Below are 16,376 nucleotides of genomic sequence, written 5' to 3'. Positions count from 1 at the left end.
GACGGCAGCTTACCCTTCCTTACCAGGGCAGCGCGGTTCACGGTGCTGGCTGCAGGCCAGGCTAATAACCTGCAGTGCTCGCAAACCGCGCCGGATTCTACCAGCTTGCGCGGTGGGCCGTTATAACAGGTTTTTCAGTTGATATAGCATTTCGATAGCTTGGCGCGGCGTCATGTCGTCCAGGTCCAGCTTGCCCAGCTTCTCGATGGCTGGGTGTGGCAGGCTGGCGAACAGGTCGCTCTGGTGCGGCACGTGAGGCATGTTGTCGCGGGTTGGCGTGACCGGCGCCTCGTGGGGCAGGCTGGCGGTTTCCAGTCGGCCCAGATGCTCGCGGGCACGCTGGATCACCGCCGCCGGCACGCCCGCCAGCTGCGCCACGGCCAGGCCATAGCTCTGGCTCGCCGGGCCCGGCAGGACGTGGTGCAGGAACACGATGCGTTCGTTGTGCTCGGTGGCGTTCAGGTGCACGTTGGCCACCAGCGGCTCGCTGTCCGGCAGCACGGTCAGTTCGAAGTAGTGGGTGGCGAACAGCGTGTAGGCGCGCAGCTGGGCCAGGCGCTCGGCGGCGGCCCAGGCCAGCGACAGGCCATCGAAGGTACTGGTGCCGCGGCCGACTTCGTCCATCAGCACCAGGCTGCGGTCGGTGGCGTTGTGCAGGATGTTGGCGGTCTCGCTCATCTCGACCATGAAGGTCGAACGCCCGCCGGCCAGGTCGTCGCTGGAGCCGATACGGGTGAAGATGCGGTCGACCGGCGACAGTTCGCAGGCGGCGGCCGGGACGAAGCTGCCGATATGCGCCATCAGCACGATCAGGGCGGTCTGGCGCATGTAGGTGGACTTACCGCCCATGTTCGGGCCGGTGATGATCAGCATGCGCGTGCTGTTGTCCAGGCCCAGGTCGTTGGCCACGAACGGCGTGGTCAGCACCTGCTCGACCACCGGGTGACGGCCCTGCTCGATGCGCAGGCACGGCTCTTCGACGAAGCTTGGGCAGTTCAGGTCCAGGTTCAGGGCGCGCTCGGCCAGGTTGCTCAGCACATCCAGCTCGGCCAGGGCGGCGGCGCTGTCCTGCAGTGGCGCCAGGTGCTCGATCAGGGTTTCGAGCAGGGCGTCGTAGAGCATCTTCTCGCGGGCCAGGGCGCGGCTCTTGGCCGACAGCGCCTTGTCCTCGAACGCCTTGAGCTCGGGGGTGATGAAGCGTTCGGCGCCCTTGAGCGTCTGCCGGCGGATGTAGTCGACCGGCGCCTGCTCGGCCTGCTTGGTCGGCAGCTCGATGAAGTAGCCGTGCACGCGGTTGTAGCCGACCTTGAGGTTGGCCAGGCCCGTGCGGGCCTTCTCGCGGGCTTCCAGGTCGATGAGGAACTGGCCGGCGTTCTCGCTGATCGCCAGCAGCTCGTCCAGCTCGCTGTCGTAACCGGTCTTGAGCACGCCACCGTCGCGGATCACCGCCGGCGGGTTGTCGATGATCGCCCGCTCCAGCAGGCCGGCCAGCTCCGGGTAGGTGCCGGTGATCGCGGCCAGGCGTGCCAGGTGCGGCGCCTCCAACTCGGCCATGGCGTTCTGCAGCTCGGGCAGGGCGCCGAGGGCGTCGCGCAGGCGCGCCAGGTCACGGGGGCGGGCGTTGCGCAGGCCGATCCGCGCGAGGATCCGCTCGATGTCGCCGATTTCCTTGAGCTGCGGCTGCAGCTTCTCGAAGCGGTAGCCGTCGAGCAGGCAGCGAATCGAGTCCTGGCGTGCCTTGAGCACCTTCAGGTCGCGCAGCGGGCGGTTCAGCCAGCGGGTCAGCAGGCGGCTGGCCATGGCGGTCTGGCAACGGTCGATGACCGATTGCAGGGTGTTGTCGCGGCCACCGGCCAGGTTGATGTCCAGCTCCAGGTTGCGGCGGCTGGCGGCATCGAGGATGACCGTGTCGTCCATGCGCTCGTGGCGCAGGCTGCGCAGGTGGGGCAGGGCGGTGCGCTGGGTCTCCTTGGCGTAGGTCAGCAGGCAGCCGGCGGCGCCTATGGCCAGGGTCAGCTTGTCGCAGCCAAAGCCCTTGAGGTCCTGGGTGGCGAACTGCTGGCAGAGGCTCTTGCGTGCCGTGTCGCGGTCGAAGTCCCACGGTGCGCGGCGACGGGCGCCGGGGCGCTTCTCGGCCGGCAGGCCCTGCGGCCAGTCGTCGGGGATCAGCAGTTCCACCGGGTTGATGCGCTCGAGTTCGGCCAGCAGGTTCTCCCAGCCCTTGATCTCCTGCACGCTGAAGTTGCCGCTGGTGATGTCCAGCACCGCCAGGCCGAACAGGCGCTCGTCACCGAGCAGGGCGGCGATCAGGTTGTCGCGGCGCTCGTCGAGCAAGGCCTCGTCGCTGATCGTGCCCGGGGTGATGATGCGCACCACCTGGCGTTCCACCGGGCCCTTGCTGGTAGCCGGGTCGCCGATCTGCTCGCAGATCACCACCGACTCGCCGAGCTTGACCAGCTTGGCCAGGTAGCCTTCCAGCGAGTGGAACGGAATCCCGCACATGGGAATCGACTGGCCCGCCGACTGCCCGCGGGCGGTCAGGGTGATATCCAGCAGTTTCGCGGCTTTCTTCGCATCTTCGTAGAAGATCTCGTAGAAATCGCCCATGCGGTAGAACATCAGCTGGTCCGGGTGCTGGTTCTTCAGCTTCCAGTACTGCTGCATCATCGGGGTGTGTGCGGAGAGATCAGACATTCAGGGCCTTACAGCGGGTGGTCTGGTGGCAAATTTCGAAACCGCTAATGGTACAGGCTTTTTCCGGTCGACGCAGGCCGGATGGGTGGGGCAAATCTGCGCAGGTTGACTGTGGCGGGCGTCAATCCCGGTGGCCGAAGAGCTGGTTCAGAATAATCAGCTCCAGAACCGCGACCAGCACGCAGAACATCACGAAGCCCCGGCTGAAGACGCGTCGGGGCTGTTCAAAGGAAGGCCAGTGCTGGATGTTCAGCGCGACCATGATCGCCATGATCAGCCAGGTGAGCAGTTGCGCGGGCCAGCGGCGTCGGGGCGAGAGGTCCATGCCGTTTTCCGATCCTTGTCGAGGGAACCGCGACGATAGCGATGGCCGGGGAGCGGGGCAAATATTCATTTCTCGTTGCAGGGGGCATTGCATTTGCGCTTTCGCGGTTGCATTATGCGCATTATGCAAAAACGCAACGTAGCCTCCGTACTCAGAGAACTGCTCGCCCGCCACGATCTGTCCCCAACAGAGCTGCATCGGCGCACGGGCGTGCCTCAATCCACCCTGTCGCGGATTCTCAGCGAGAAGATCGTCGATCCTTCGGACAAGCACGTCTCGAAGATCGCCGAATACTTCGGCGTGAGCACCGACCAGTTGCGCGGCCGTGTCGAACTGGGCGAGTCCCGCGACGCGGCCCCGCTCGCCCAGGGCCATGCGGCCCTGAGCGATATCAGCCTGTGGGACGATGAAACCCCCGTCGAGGACGACGAGGTGTCCGTTCCTTTTCTTCGTGAGGTCGAGTTGGCAGCAGGATCAGGAAGATTCGTCATCGAGGAAAGCGAGAATGCTCGCTTGCGCTTCGGCAAACGCAGCCTGCGCCACAATGGCGTGCAGTTCGACAACGCCAAGTGCGTGACGGTGCGTGGCAATAGCATGCTGCCGGTGCTGCGCGATGGCGCCACGGTCGGGGTCAATACCGGTAAAAGCACCATCGGCGACATCATCGACGGTGACCTTTATGCCATCAATCACAATGGCCAGCTGCGGGTGAAACAGGTGTACCGCCTGCCTACCGGCATTCGCCTGCGCAGCTTCAACCGCGACGAGCACCCCGACGAGGACTACAGCTTCCAGCAGATGCAGGAAGAACAGATCAGCCTTCTTGGCCACGTCTTCTGGTGGGGCATGTACGCCCGTTGATCCCAAGCCCTCGATAAAAACCCGCTCCGGCGGGTTTTTTTTCGTCCTCAGAAATCCCCTACATCCACGTCAGATCAGGCCTCCATGCATAGGAGCAAAAGCTGATGCATAAATTTTTGAATTTGTGCATTGACTGCATATGCATTAATGCATAAAATGTATCCCAAGCCGGACGCAAACCGGTTGAGATACAGGCAGCGATGAACAGGCCTCGACTGTTCAGAGGGTTGGCAACTGGCCCGGGTGTGCAGCGTAAAGCACCACGATCAGTTATCCGGCGGGCAGGCGGCCGCGGTCGGAGTCATCAATTTGAAGCGCAACCGCACGGCGTCACCAGTCGTGGCCGGCGGTTACACCGCGCATTACTGAAAAGCCTGCGGAGCGGGCTTTTTGGAATGCCGAGTCAAGCCAATCACGATCCGCCGGCCTGTCGCTGGCGGGCAACACACAGGAGACAGGAACGTGACGAACGAGCAACAGACGTTGCTGGAGATGCCGCTCTGGCTGGTGATCCTCCTGGCATTGCTGGGCGGACTTTCCGGCGAGATGTGGCGCGCCGACAAGGCCGGTGCCCGCGGCTGGGGGCTGCTCAGGCGGCTGGCGCTGCGCTCCGGGGCCTGCATGGTCTGCGGGGTGTCGACGGTCATGCTGCTGTACGCCAGCGGCATGTCGATCTGGAGTGCCAGCGCCTTTGGTTGCCTTACTGCCATGGCCGGCGCCGACGTGGCCATCGGTCTCTATGAGCGCTGGGCCGCTCGGCGGCTGGGGTTAGGCGAGCAGCCTGCGGCTGTGCGCCAGGACGAAGAATGAACGCGGTAACAAGGAAGAAAAGCGGATGTTCAACGAGTTTCGCTGCGGTAAATGCAACCGCTTGCTGGCCCGCATCGGCGGGTCGGCGTTGGTCCAGATCAAGTGCTCGCGTTGCGCGACCTTGAACCACATGAAGGCCACGGGCCTCGACAACGTGCCGACGAGCGATCAGGACGGGTCGCAGGGCCCGGCTCCCGCTCAATCGATCCAGTAGGAGAGGCCCTCATGGCAGGTCGTACCCGCATTCAAGGAGCACAATCATGAGCGAACTGGCCCAGTTGTACGCGGCCGTCACCTCCACCCTGAGGGCGGCGTTGCCGGCCTTCGCCACGGTCGCCACGGAGGGCGACGCCACGCTCGAACCGGCCCTGCCGGCCTTGGTGCATGGCGTGTTACGCATGCGCGGCGACGAGGCGCTGCGTGACGGTCGCTCATTGCTGATGGCGACCTTCGAGGCCCGCGTCACCGCCCAGGGCACCCCCGCGCAGGCACGGACGCAGGCCGGCGTGCTGGCGGCGCAGCTGATCGATGTGCTGCGCCAACAGTCCTGGGGGCTCGATTACGTCGAGGGCGCACGGGACATCCTCGCCGAAGCCGAGGGCACCACCTGGCGGGTGCAATGGGAACAACCGGTCCTGCTGGGGACTGTCCATTGGCCCTGGCCCGACCAGCCCCCGGGCAGCCTGATGCTGGGCTTCGCCCCGGACACCGGGCCCGGCAACCAGGACAAGTACCTGTCACCGGAGGACCTGGCATGAGCTACGCCAGCGCCATGCACGATCGCATGCTGGCCAGCCTGGTGATCCCCTGTCGGGTGGTGGCGGTGGACCTGGCCGCGGCGCGGGTGCGGGTGTCCGACGGCGGCGGCTGGACCAGCGCCTGGGTGCGCTGGCATGCCCAAGCTGCTGGCAAGGCCCGCCACTGGCGGGTACCGAGCCTGGACGAGCAGGGCGTGCTGATCAGCCCCAGCGGCGAACCAGCCCTGGGCACCTTCGTCCCGGGGTTGTACGGCAATGCCGGGACGGCGCCGGACAACCGCGACCATGTCGAGGTCTGGCGCTTCGACGACGGCGGCTCGCTGGCCTACGACTGGCAGGCCAAACGCTATGACATCCAGCTGCCCAGCGGCCAGGCCACGGTCAAGGTCGGCGCCAGCACCCTGGTGGTCAGCGACAACGCCATCACCCTCGACGCCGCTTCGATCACCCTGACCGGCACGGTCGCCATCAACGGCCCGCTGACGGTCAGCGGCGACATCAACGGTGGTGGCCGGATTATCGATACGGCCGGCAACACCGCCAACCACAAGCACTGAACCAAGGCCTGTACGAAATGTGTCTGCGCGAAGGCCAGACAAGGCGAAACGGGGGGAGGAAGCGGAGTGTACTGGAGTACATGAGCATTCCGAGCCCCGTTTCAACGCAGTATGGGCGAGTGCAGATACATTTCGTACAGAGCCTAAGGCCTTGAGCCCAGCAAGATCGCCATTGAGCGACATGAACGCGGCGTGTGCCGCGACCCATCATTTCGACTCAAAAGGTAAAGCAACATGGAAGCAGTAAAAGTAGGCAAGCATTTCTTCAACGCCCACCCAACCGCCGTCAGCCAGGTCTTCAGCGCCGCGGACAACAAGGATGGCGTGTACCTGCGCACCGCCACCCTGTGCACCGGCGGCGGCATCCTCAACCTGTACACCGGCCCGAAGGCGCCGGCCTACCTCGGTGACATGAGCGTCCACGCCATCATGGGCGGGATCAACGGCGGCATCGATTCGCAGTACACCCTGCCTTATCAGCTGTTCATCCCGGCGGGTTACGGCCTGTGGACCGTCGCCAACAACGCCACGGCGGCCGTCGCCCTGACCTACGACTTCGTCTCCTGAAGCGGCTGCCCGGCTTGTCCGGGCAACCCTTTCCTGCCTGCCAGGTGATAACCATGCGCTATCCGAACAGGCTACCTGGAGCCTCAATTCCAGGAGGTGCCCCATGATCGGCATGGACCGCCGCACCGGCCAGCCCCTGTCGGGCGTGGCCCACCTGCGTCAATCCATCGAGGACATCCTCACCACGCCGCTGGGCAGCCGGCGCATGCGCCCGGAGTACGGCAGCCAGCTGCGCCGCTACGTCGACCTGCCGGTCAACGAAGGCTGGAAGAGTGCGGTGCAGGCCGAGGTGGCCAGGGCCCTTGGGCGTTGGGAGCCGCGGCTGAAGCTGGAGCGGGTCAAGGTCGTCGCCGTGCTCGACGGCCAGGTCAGCCTGGCCTTGAGCGGTCGTTACCTGGGTGATGACGCCCTGGTGGAGGTGACCGTATGAGCCAGGTCGACCTGTCGAAACTGCCTGCCCCGCAATTGCTTGAGGACCTCGATTTCGAGGCGTTGTACCAGGAGGACCTGGCCAGCTTCCGCGCCCAGTTGGGCGACGGCTGGACCGCCAACCTAGAAAGCGACCCGGTGACCAAGCTGCTCGAGGTCGGCGCCTACCGCAAGCTGCTCAACCGGGCACGGATCAACGACGCGGCCAAGGCCCTGTTGCTGGCCTACGCCCAAGGCAGCGATCTCGACCAGCTGGCGGCCAACGTCAGCCTGCAACGCCTGGTGATCCAGGCCGCGGACCCAAGCACGATTCCACCGACCGAGGCCGTGCTCGAATCCGACGACGCCCTGCGCGAACGGGTGCAACTGGTCTACGAAGGCCTGACCACCGCCGGCCCGCGCAACAGCTACATCCTCCATGCCCGCAACGCTTCGGGGCGGGTCGCCGACGCGACCGCCGAGAGCCCGTCGCCGGCGGTGGTGGATGTCACTGTGCTGAGCCTGGACAACGACGGCGTGGCCAGCCCCGAGTTGCTGGCGCAGGTCAACGCCTACCTCAACGACGACGATATCCGCCCGGTCGCCGACCGGGTCAATGTGCGCAGTGCCGAGGTGTTGCCGTACCGCGTCGAGGCGGTGCTGCACATGGCCGACAACGGCCCGGAGTTCGAGGCGATCCTCAACGAGTGCCGGCGCCGTCTCCAGGCCTGGGTCAATCCACGTCGACGCCTTGGCGTCGAGGTCGCCCGCTCCGGGATCGACGCACAGTTGCACATCGATGGCGTGAGCCGTGTCGAGCTGGTCGGCTGGAGCGACATTCGCCCGAGCAAGGCCCAGGCCGCCTGGTGCACCGGCATCGAACTGCGGCGGGGGGGCTGACATGCAGAGCCTTCTGCCGCTCAACCGCACGCCGCTGGAGCGGGCCATCGAGGTGGCGGCCGACGAGGACCTCAAGGTCACGTTGCGCACCCTCTACAACCCCTACACCTGCCCTGCGCACCTGCTCTACCAGCTGGCCTGGGCCTGGTCGGTGGACCGCTGGGACGATAGCTGGAGCGAGGCGATCAAGCGCTCGGTGATCCGCTCGGCGTTCTTCGTCCATGCCCACAAGGGCACCCTCGGCGCCCTCCGGCGGGTGGTCGAGCCGTTCGGCTACCTGATCGAGGTGCAGGAATGGTGGCAGACCCAGCCTGCCGGGGTGCCGGGGACGTTTGCCCTGAAGGTCGGGGTGACCGACACCGGCATCAGCGAGGAAACCTACAACGAACTGTCGTCGCTGATCGACGACGCCCGGCCGGTCAGCCGCCACATGACCGGTCTGGCGATCAGTCTCGAAAGCCGTGGCGGTCTCTATTTCGGCTGCGCGCTGCAGGATGGCGACGAACTCGACGTCTATCCGCCGGCAGCCCCTGGCCTGATCGTCAGTGGCGCCATTGGTCGCGGCGGCCGGGAACACACAATCGATACCTTGGACATTGCACATGGTTGACCAGAATTCCCAGTTCTACGCCATCCTCACCAACGTGGGCGCGGCGAAACAGGCCAACGCGGATGCCTTGGGCATCCCGTGGAAAATCACCCAGATGGGCGTGGGCGACGCCAATGGCGCCGACCCCACCCCCAACGCCACCCAGACCAGCCTGATCAACGAATGGCGCCGGGCGCCGCTGAACCAGCTGAAGGTGGACGACAAGAACAGCGCGATCATCGTTGCCGAGCAGGTCATCCCGGCGGATGTCGGCGGCAAGTGGATCCGCGAGATCGCGCTGTACGACGCCGATGGCGACATGGTCGCCGTGGCCAACTGCGCGCCGACCTACAAACCGTTGCTCAGCCAGGGCTCGGGGCGCACCCAGGTGGTGCGCATGAACCTGATCGTCAGCAGCGCCAGCAACGTGCAGTTGAAGATCGATCCGGCGGTGGTCCTGGCCACGCGCGAGTGGGTCACCGAGGAGCTGGCGGGGCAGGACTTCAAGCATTCGGTGCAGGTCGCGACCACAGCCTCCATTACCCTGAGCGGCTTGCAGACGGTGGATGGCGTTGCGCTTTCAGCAGGTATGAGGGTCCTGGTGAAGAATCAGGCCGCAGCCAAAGACAATGGTCTGTACACCGTTGTCGCTGGTGGGCCTTGGACGCGCTGCACAGATGCCGACTCCAGCGCCAAAGTCACTCCAGGCTTGTTGGTATTGGTTGAGCGCGGCGCCGTCAACGCGGACGGAGCGTGGCAGCTGGTGAGTGATGGACCAATCACGCTGGGGGTGACGGCGTTAGGTTTCGAAATGGCGTTCGGCCGAACCGGCGTGGCAGCGGGCACTTATCGCAGTGTACAGGTGGACACTTACGGTCGGGTACTGTCCGCGAGCAACCCGACTACGGTAGCTGGCTATGGACTGACGGATGTCTATACCAGAAGCGAAGTCGACCAGGCCATGGTGCTCAAGGCACCGGTGAGAAACCCTGTGTTTGAAGGCGTGCCGAAGGTCCCAACCGCAGTAGTGGGTGACAACAGTCTGCAGGCAGCCAGTACTGCCTATGTAATAAGGGCCATCAATGCCTTGGTGAACGCAGCACCGGGAACACTGGACACGCTGAAGGAACTGGCCGATGCCCTTGGCAATGATCCGAGCTTTGCCACAACAGTGACCAATTCTCTTGCTCTCAAGGCACCGTTGGCCAGCCCTGCATTTTCGGGCACACCGCTGGTACCAACTCCTACGACGGGCAACAAAAGCAAGCAAGCGATCAACTCCGAGTTTCTGCGTGCCACACTGGACAAGTACGGCCTGGGTGCCACTCAGACCGGTGATGTTAGTTCGGCTGCTCAACTGCCGACCTTGCCTTCGGGGCACTATTACTACGACTCGAGCTTTTCTCCTTATGGGAGTTATGCATTCGTTCAGCGTACTACGTACAACGGGGCGGCTGGCTTTGAAGTGGCGAATATTCCATACACGGACCGATTATTTGCACGGGCAAGCAATGCTGATGGTACCTGGCGGGTACCTTTCGAGCTGGCGAAACTCAATAGCCCATCCTTCGTAGGCGTTCCTATTGCACCCACTGCTGCCTCAGGCACCAACAGCCAACAGTTGGCCACGACTGCATTTGTGCAGACAGCTGTGGGAGATAGGCTGAAAGTCAGCGGTGTGAGTCAGCAGCGTCCGCAACTAGCTTCGGCTGTAAATACGGCGGACTGGCGCTCCACCGGGCTGGAGCTCCGAGAAGTTCAGCAGGTGGGAGAATGGGCTCCCGCCGAGGTGCGGGACGAATATGGCCCAGGTCTCGCCTTTCATTGGGCTGGCAAATACGCAGCAAAGCTCCACATGGACGTTGGCGGCCAACTGAAGTGGAACGGCTACCCGTTGGCGTCCCTGGCCAACCCGGTGTTTACCGGTGCTCCCAAGGCAGACACAGCCCCTTACGGTGATGACACTACGCGACTTGCCAACACCAGCTTTGTACAGAGCGCTTTGAGGAATGCTGTCTCGCTTACGCTTGGGGTGGGGCAGACCTGGCAGGACGTCAGGGTCTCGAGGGCTGCGAATACTACTTACACAAATACTACGGGGCGCCCGATTGTGGTGACGCTCTCTCAAGTGAACCACTTGGGATTGGTATTGAAGTATTTCGTTAATGGGTTGGAAGTTTGCTGGTCGAGTAGTGGCGTCCAAACCGGCATTAGCGATTCTGTGTCATTTATCGTGCCCCATGGAGTGACCTATTCCTGCAACTTCCAGCCAACGACCTGGCTGGAACTTCGATAAGGAACATGCATGAAGTACTACAAAGACCCCAGCATTGGAACCGTATTCGCCTATGAGGCCGATGGCTCGCAGGATGATCATATTCCACAACACTTAGTTGCGATCACACAAGACGAGGCGACGGATCTAACGCGAGCTGTCCACGATGAAACGTCCCTCTGCAGGTGGCTGGATGCGGTAACTGACGCCGCCCGTGTTGCCGTGGTCGGTGATCCACTACGTGTCATTGAATACGCGCGGGCTGCCGCTGAAGCTACGGCTTTTGCAGCAGCCGGCTACGCGGGCGATATTCCTCCGATGATCGCTGCCTGGGCTATCAATGGCCGCACGTCGCAACAGGCGGCCGATGAGATTTTGCGGGAGTCAGCCCGGCATGACGTAGCGTTGTTACGACTGCGCGAATTGCGTCTACAGGCCAAGGAGCAGATTCGCTGCGAGTGCTCAGCCGGCCGCATTCTCGAAGCTCAAACTATCGCAGAGGACGCGATATCAGCGATTCAGTCCGTTGCACCGATTCGGTAAAGCCGTGCACTGACGGAGCTTTTCTTTTTCATCCTATTCCTGGCCTCGCGATGCGAGGCCTTTTCATATCTGGAGATTTTATGAGCGGATTCTTCCACGGCGTCACCGTGACCAACGTCGACACCGGCGCCCGCAGCATCGCGCTGCCGTCGTCCTCGATCATCGGCCTGGTCGACACCTTCACCGAAGGCCCGGGCGTCACCGCCAAGGCCAATGACCTGATCCTGATCACCAGCGAGCGCGAAGCGGTCGCGGCGTTTGGTCAGAACGCGGCGATCACCAAGGCGTGTCGCGCCATCTACAGCCGCGCCAAGGCGGTCATCGTCGCCTGCGGCGTGGCCAAGCTCGAAGACGCCGCCGAGCAGACCTCGGCGATCATCGGCAACCAGCTGGCCGACGGCAAGCGCACCGGCCTGCAGGCGCTGCTCGACGGCAAGAGCCGTTTCAACGCCCAGCCGCGCCTGCTGGTCACCCCCAAGCACAGTGCCACCCAGGCCGTCGGCACCGCCCTGGTGGCCTTGGCCGACAAGCTGCGCGCCATCGCCATCATCGACGGCCCCAACACCACCGATGAAGCGGCCATCGCCTACGCCAAGAACTTCGGTGCCAAGCGCGCCTTCCTGGTCGATCCGGGCGTGCGCTACTGGGACAACGCCGAAGAGGCCACCGTCGACGCGCCGGGTTCGGCCTGGGTCGCCGGCCTGTTCGCCTTCACCGACCGCGAGTACGGCTTCTGGGCTTCGCCTTCGAACAAGGAGTTCGTCGGCATTACCGGTACCACCCGTGCCGTGGAGTTCCTCGATGGCGACGACACCTGCCGCGCCAACCTGCTGAACAACGCCAACATCGCCACCATCATCCGCGACGACGGCTTCCGCCTGTGGGGCAACCGCACCCTGTCGAGCGACCCGAAATGGGCCTTCGTCACCCGCGTGCGGACCATGGACATCGTCATGGACGCGATCCTCTACGGCCACAAGTGGGCCGTCGACCGCTCCATCACCGCCACCTACGTCAAGGATGTCACCGAGGGCCTGCAGGCCTTCATGCGCGACCTGAAGAACCAGGGCGCGATCATCAACTTCGAGGTCTTCGCCGATCCGGAGCTGAACACCACCAGTCAGCTGGAGCAGGGCAAGGTGTACTGGAACATCCGCTTCACCGATGTGCCGCCTGCCGAAAACCCCAATTTCCGCGTCGAAGTCACCAACCAGTGGCTGACCGAAGTCCTCGATTCCGCCGCTTAAGGAGCGTATCCACATGGCAATGATTCCCGAAACACTGGCCAACCTGAACCTGTTCGTCGATGGCGTCAGCTTCCAGGGCGACGTGCCCAGCCTGACCCTGCCCAAGCTCACCCTGAAGATGGAAGAGCACCGTCCCGGCGGCATGGACATGCCGGTCGAGATGGACCAGGGCATGGAGAAGCAGGAAGCCGCCTTCACCACCACCGGCGTGCGCCGCGAGTCGCTGAAGTTCTTCGGCCTGGCCGACGGCACTGCCTTCAACGGCACCTTCCGCGGCGCCTTCAAGGGCCTGAAGGGCAAGATCAACCCGGTCATCGTCACCCTGCGCGGTTCGCTGAAAGAGATCGACATGGGCGACTGGAAGTCCGGTGACAAGGCCGAGATCAAGCACAGCGTCGCCGTCACCTACTACAAGCTCGAAGTCGATGGCCGCCTGGTCTACGAAATCGACGCCCTGGGCATGAAGCGGGTGATCGACGGCGTCGACCAACTGGCCGCCCAGCGCGCCGCCCTGGGTCTTTAAGGAGAACGCTCGATGGCTCAAGCGAAGAAACTTCCACAATGGCTGACCGTCGACGCCGAGCGCGTGACCGTGCGCCTGTCGCGCCCCAGCGAAGCCAACGGCGTGCAGGTCGACAGCCTGTCGCTGCGCGCCCCGACCGTGCGTGACATCCGCAATGCCCAGGCTGGTGGCGTGGGCGATGACGAGCAGCGCGAGCTGAACCTGTTCGCCTCGCTCGCCGAAGTCGGCGTCAAGGACCTCGAGGGCCTGGCCCTGAAGGACTACAGCCGCCTGCAGACTGGCTATTTTCGCCTGGTGCAGGACGACGAGGTTTGACCCTGCCCGGCAGAAGGCCGCCGCCAGGCGGCTGGCCAAGGAGCTGAACTTTTCCGCCAGCGAGATCATGACCATGTCGTACAGCGACATGGTCTGGTGGCTGGCGGAGTGACAAGGAGCAAGCCATGGCGAACACACAGGTGTTCACCCTCGGCGTCACCAGCGACCAGGCATTGGGCAGGACCGTCGACAGCTTGCGTGGCCAGGTCGAGCGCCTGCGCAGGCAAGCGGACGGTACCCGGCTCGGGCGGTTGATCGGCGAGGTCATCCGCCTGGGGCTCGAACTGGACAAGGTGGGCCAGGCCGAAAGGCAGCTGGATAACGACCAGGCATGGGCACATGAGGCGCAGATCGACCGATTGCGCCGTGAGGGGAACGAGGTCGAGCGCTTGCGCAGGCTTTACCTGTCACTTGGGCGCAAGCCGCTGGAACTGCGTGCGATGGTGGTGGCCTCGAGCGCGGCCGCCGCCAAGGAATCACCAGCCCCTACGTTGGAGCAGCGCAAGGCGGCCTTGCTGGAGGGGACGAGCCCCGCGCCACGGCCGGCCCGGGGTGATCCGCCCGAGGCGCGCAGTGTGGAGCAGGGGCGTGTGCCTCTGGAATCGGCGAATGCGGGTTTGGCGGTGCTCAAGGCTGGAGCGGTCGGTGCCGGTACTGTCGCTGTAGCCGCTGGCACTGCCTGGGGAGCCCGTTCGTATTATCAAAGCCGAACGCCCGAAAGACAAAGCGAGATAACCAAGGGCCTGAAGGAGAACGGTGGCAAGGCTGCCGCTAAAGGCCTCACCAAGCTTGGCTTGGTCATGCTCAAGGACAAGGGCGAGGACAAGGCCGAGGCTGCAGGCGCAGCGCTTGGAGGCGTACTCGGCAACCTGGGAGCGGAGCTCCTGGGCGGACTGACCAAGAACAAGCAGATCCAGAAGTACGGTGGTGAGATCGGCGAAATGATCGGTGAAGGTCTCGGCGGCCTGGCTGGCAAGACGCTCCATGGATTGTTCTCTGACAAGCCCGCCGCCAACGAGGCTCCTGCCGACAAGGCCAAGACTCCCACGACTGCCGCTCGCATGCCGAAAGCGGGTGACGATGCCGAGGAGCCGGAGGAAGAGGAGGAGGAAGAAGAGGTCGACGAAGCCGAGGACGAGGCGGCCTTCTTCGAGGGGCAGGAGGCTGTTCCGGACAGCCCGTCAGCCGCCGCATCGGCAGCCAGCGCTATTGGGCTCGCCGGTACTGCGGTCACGGGCCAGGTGGGTAGGGCGGTGGCCGGCAATGCCGGCGCCTCGGTGGCAAGGCGAGTGTTCAGGCGCATTCCTGGTGCCAACTTGCTCGACACCGGTATGCAACTTGCCGAGACCTACAACAGCGATGCCACCCCCGAGCAGAAACTCGAAGGATATGGCACCGCCGTCGGAGGCCTGGGAGGCGGCCTGGCCGGTGCTGCGGCAGGTGCCGCCATCGGGTCGGTGGTACCGGTGATCGGCACCGCGATCGGTGGCCTGATCGGTGGCGTGCTGGGCAGCATGGGAGGTGAAAGTATCGGTGGCTGGCTGGGCAAGGCGCTGGGTTCGGGCAAGGAAGAGCCCGCCGCCAAGCCGGGCCTGGGAGAGGCGGCACGGGCAATGGATAGCCCCGCAGCACAGCCGCCGGCACCTGTACCACCGGTAGCGGTGGCCACGCCAGCGGTCCCCCCCGCGCCGATCAACCAGCAGTTCACCTTCACCGCCAACATGCCGGTCACGTTCAGCAACAGTCTCGATGACCCGTCGGTGTTGCAACAGTTGGAGGCCATCGCTCGTCGTCAGCTCGAGGAACTCATGCGTCAGGCCCGTTCCGCGCAGTTGGCCGACACCCCACATATCGCACTTTAAGGAGGATCCATGACCTATCTGGAGCAGCTGCAAGCCACGCTGCACGCCCTGGTCAAGGCGGGAGAGGCAGGGCGTCGGCGTGCCGACGCCATGCTCGATCCGATGAACGACGCGATCGTCCATATACAGGGCGCGGTGGGTGAGCTGGAAGGTTTGCCGGTGGTCGGCCCGATCATCGGGGCCAAGCTGCAGCGCACCATGCGCGCGATCACCAATGCCCAGGCCCGGGTTGCCAAGGTGGTGGCCAAGTACGACCAGGCGGTGGCGGCGGTGCGTCAGGTGCGTGATCGCATCGACGGCTTCGCCGCTCACGCCGCCAAGGCCGGTGCGGCGATTCGCCGTGTGGTGGGGGAGGTGCGCTCGACCGTCAATGGCGTGCTGTCGACGCTGGGCTTCGCGCCCGACGCGACGCCAGCCGCCGAAGCGGTCAAGCCGTTCCCGCACTTGCTGGTGCTGCAACCGCTCAAGGCGGGCGCGGCGCCGTACTACTTCAACCTCGACACCGCTGCCTTCGACCAGTTGCGCCGGCAGACGCGTTTTCGCTGGGCCGGGCAGGAACGCCTGAGCCGCGAGAGCGCCCAGCAGGCGGTCAGCCTGGGCGAGGAGAGCATCAACATCCGTGGCGCGATCTTCCCCGGGTTCAAGGGCGGGCTCGGTCAGTTGCAGGCGCTGCGCAGCATCGGCCGCCAGCTGCTGCCGCTGTCGTTGACCACCGGCTACGGCGAGGTGCTCGGCACCTGGTGCCTGACCAGCATCGAGGAGGAGCAGAGCGTCCTGCTGGCCGGCGGCATTCCGCGCAAACAAGGGTTTTCACTGGAGTTCGTGAGCTATGGCCAAGACCTGCACAACGTCTGAGGGCGACCTGCTCGATACCCTCTGCCAGCACTATTACGGCCACTTGGCCGGCACGGTCGAGGCCGTGCTGGATGCCAACCAGGGCCTGGCGGACGAGGCGCAGCCGTTTCGCGCCGGGGTGAGGATCCTCTTGCCGGAGCTGCCAATGACGACGAGCACCAGCCTGCAGTTGTGGGATTGACCACTCACCTTTCCTGAACTGCACGTGGGAGCGGGCTTGCCCCGCGATGGCGCCGTCGCGGGGCAAGCCCGCTCCCACGCCGTCCTCGCTACATCAACACAGTGGA

Annotated in this window: 18 protein-coding genes and 1 pseudogene; 17 read left to right on the top strand and 2 right to left on the bottom strand. The window is 64.4% G+C overall.

Going from position 1 to position 16,376, the window contains the following annotated elements; translation table 11 throughout:
- Positions 1-120 precede the first annotated feature (120 nt).
- Together mutS and HU735_RS18310 are read right to left on the bottom strand one after the other, a co-directional pair.
- On the bottom strand, positions 121-2,694 hold the full coding sequence (gene mutS / locus HU735_RS18315) for a DNA mismatch repair protein MutS (protein WP_186714662.1): 2,574 nt from the start codon (positions 2,692-2,694) through the stop codon (positions 121-123).
- 121 nt (positions 2,695-2,815) lie between these two features.
- The gene (locus tag HU735_RS18310; protein WP_186714698.1) at positions 2,816-3,019 is read right to left on the bottom strand and encodes a hypothetical protein; all 204 of its coding nucleotides are present in this window, start codon (positions 3,017-3,019) and stop codon (positions 2,816-2,818) included.
- Between the two features lie 114 nt (positions 3,020-3,133).
- Here HU735_RS18310 and HU735_RS18305 point away from each other — a divergent pair, with 114 nt between their 5' ends.
- The 17 genes and pseudogenes from HU735_RS18305 (at position 3,134) to HU735_RS18225 (ending at position 16,270) form a co-directional block, all read left to right on the top strand.
- Positions 3,134-3,880: an XRE family transcriptional regulator gene (locus tag HU735_RS18305; RefSeq protein ID WP_186714661.1), complete on the top strand. Its 747-nt coding sequence runs from the start codon at positions 3,134-3,136 to the stop codon at positions 3,878-3,880.
- 462 nt (positions 3,881-4,342) lie between these two features.
- The gene (locus HU735_RS18300) at positions 4,343-4,690 is read left to right on the top strand and encodes a phage holin family protein (protein WP_186714660.1); all 348 of its coding nucleotides are present in this window, start codon (positions 4,343-4,345) and stop codon (positions 4,688-4,690) included.
- Between the two features lie 25 nt (positions 4,691-4,715).
- Positions 4,716-4,904 carry a Com family DNA-binding transcriptional regulator gene (locus tag HU735_RS18295; protein ID WP_186714659.1) on the top strand — a complete coding sequence of 63 codons (189 nt, stop codon included), beginning with the start codon at positions 4,716-4,718 and terminating at the stop codon, positions 4,902-4,904.
- 46 nt (positions 4,905-4,950) lie between these two features.
- The gene (locus HU735_RS18290; protein WP_186714658.1) at positions 4,951-5,448 is read left to right on the top strand and encodes a hypothetical protein; all 498 of its coding nucleotides are present in this window, start codon (positions 4,951-4,953) and stop codon (positions 5,446-5,448) included.
- The gene (locus HU735_RS18285; protein WP_110738422.1) at positions 5,445-6,005 is read left to right on the top strand and encodes a phage baseplate assembly protein V; all 561 of its coding nucleotides are present in this window, start codon (positions 5,445-5,447) and stop codon (positions 6,003-6,005) included. The genes HU735_RS18290 and HU735_RS18285 overlap by 4 nt, the downstream gene beginning before the upstream one ends.
- Before the next feature lie 234 nt (positions 6,006-6,239).
- Positions 6,240-6,572, top strand: coding sequence for a hypothetical protein (locus tag HU735_RS18280; RefSeq protein ID WP_050704437.1), 333 nt, complete (start codon positions 6,240-6,242; stop codon positions 6,570-6,572).
- Positions 6,573-6,675: 103 nt separating this feature from the next.
- Positions 6,676-7,002 carry a GPW/gp25 family protein gene (locus HU735_RS18275; RefSeq protein ID WP_028690641.1) on the top strand — a complete coding sequence of 109 codons (327 nt, stop codon included), beginning with the start codon at positions 6,676-6,678 and terminating at the stop codon, positions 7,000-7,002.
- On the top strand, positions 6,999-7,880 hold the full coding sequence (locus HU735_RS18270) for a baseplate J/gp47 family protein (protein WP_186714657.1): 882 nt from the start codon (positions 6,999-7,001) through the stop codon (positions 7,878-7,880). The genes HU735_RS18275 and HU735_RS18270 overlap by 4 nt, the downstream gene beginning before the upstream one ends.
- A 1-nt stretch (position 7,881) precedes the next feature.
- Entirely contained in the window at positions 7,882-8,490 is a 609-nt protein-coding gene (locus HU735_RS18265) for a phage tail protein I (RefSeq protein WP_186714656.1), read from the top strand.
- Positions 8,483-9,280, top strand: a pseudogene (locus HU735_RS18260) (phage tail protein); the annotation flags it as partial. The gene HU735_RS18265 and the pseudogene HU735_RS18260, both read left to right, overlap by 8 nt.
- 1,494 nt (positions 9,281-10,774) lie before the next feature.
- Positions 10,775-11,287 (top strand): phage tail protein, encoded by a 513-nt coding sequence (locus HU735_RS18255; RefSeq protein ID WP_186714655.1) that lies wholly within the window; start codon positions 10,775-10,777, stop codon positions 11,285-11,287.
- An 80-nt stretch (positions 11,288-11,367) separates the two neighbouring features.
- On the top strand, positions 11,368-12,534 hold the full coding sequence (locus HU735_RS18250; protein WP_186714654.1) for a phage tail sheath family protein: 1,167 nt from the start codon (positions 11,368-11,370) through the stop codon (positions 12,532-12,534).
- A gap of 13 nt (positions 12,535-12,547) precedes the next feature.
- Entirely contained in the window at positions 12,548-13,057 is a 510-nt protein-coding gene (locus HU735_RS18245; protein WP_023628885.1) for a phage major tail tube protein, read from the top strand.
- Between the two features lie 12 nt (positions 13,058-13,069).
- The gene (locus tag HU735_RS18240) at positions 13,070-13,372 is read left to right on the top strand and encodes a phage tail assembly protein (RefSeq protein ID WP_028690637.1); all 303 of its coding nucleotides are present in this window, start codon (positions 13,070-13,072) and stop codon (positions 13,370-13,372) included.
- Positions 13,373-13,497: 125 nt separating this feature from the next.
- Positions 13,498-15,234 carry a hypothetical protein gene (locus HU735_RS18235; RefSeq protein ID WP_186714653.1) on the top strand — a complete coding sequence of 579 codons (1,737 nt, stop codon included), beginning with the start codon at positions 13,498-13,500 and terminating at the stop codon, positions 15,232-15,234.
- 9 nt (positions 15,235-15,243) lie between these two features.
- Complete coding sequence (locus HU735_RS18230; protein WP_186714652.1) at positions 15,244-16,089, top strand: phage tail protein; 846 nt, start codon at positions 15,244-15,246, stop codon at positions 16,087-16,089.
- Positions 16,064-16,270 (top strand): tail protein X, encoded by a 207-nt coding sequence (locus HU735_RS18225; protein WP_050704448.1) that lies wholly within the window; start codon positions 16,064-16,066, stop codon positions 16,268-16,270. Before HU735_RS18230 ends, HU735_RS18225 begins: the two co-directional genes overlap by 26 nt.
- Positions 16,271-16,376: the final 106 nt, after the last annotated feature.

This window comes from Pseudomonas sp. BW16M2 (assembly GCF_014268865.1).
Taxonomy (GTDB): Bacteria; Pseudomonadota; Gammaproteobacteria; order Pseudomonadales; family Pseudomonadaceae; genus Aquipseudomonas; species Aquipseudomonas peradeniyensis.
This window is presented reverse-complemented; position numbering and strand designations above follow the sequence as displayed.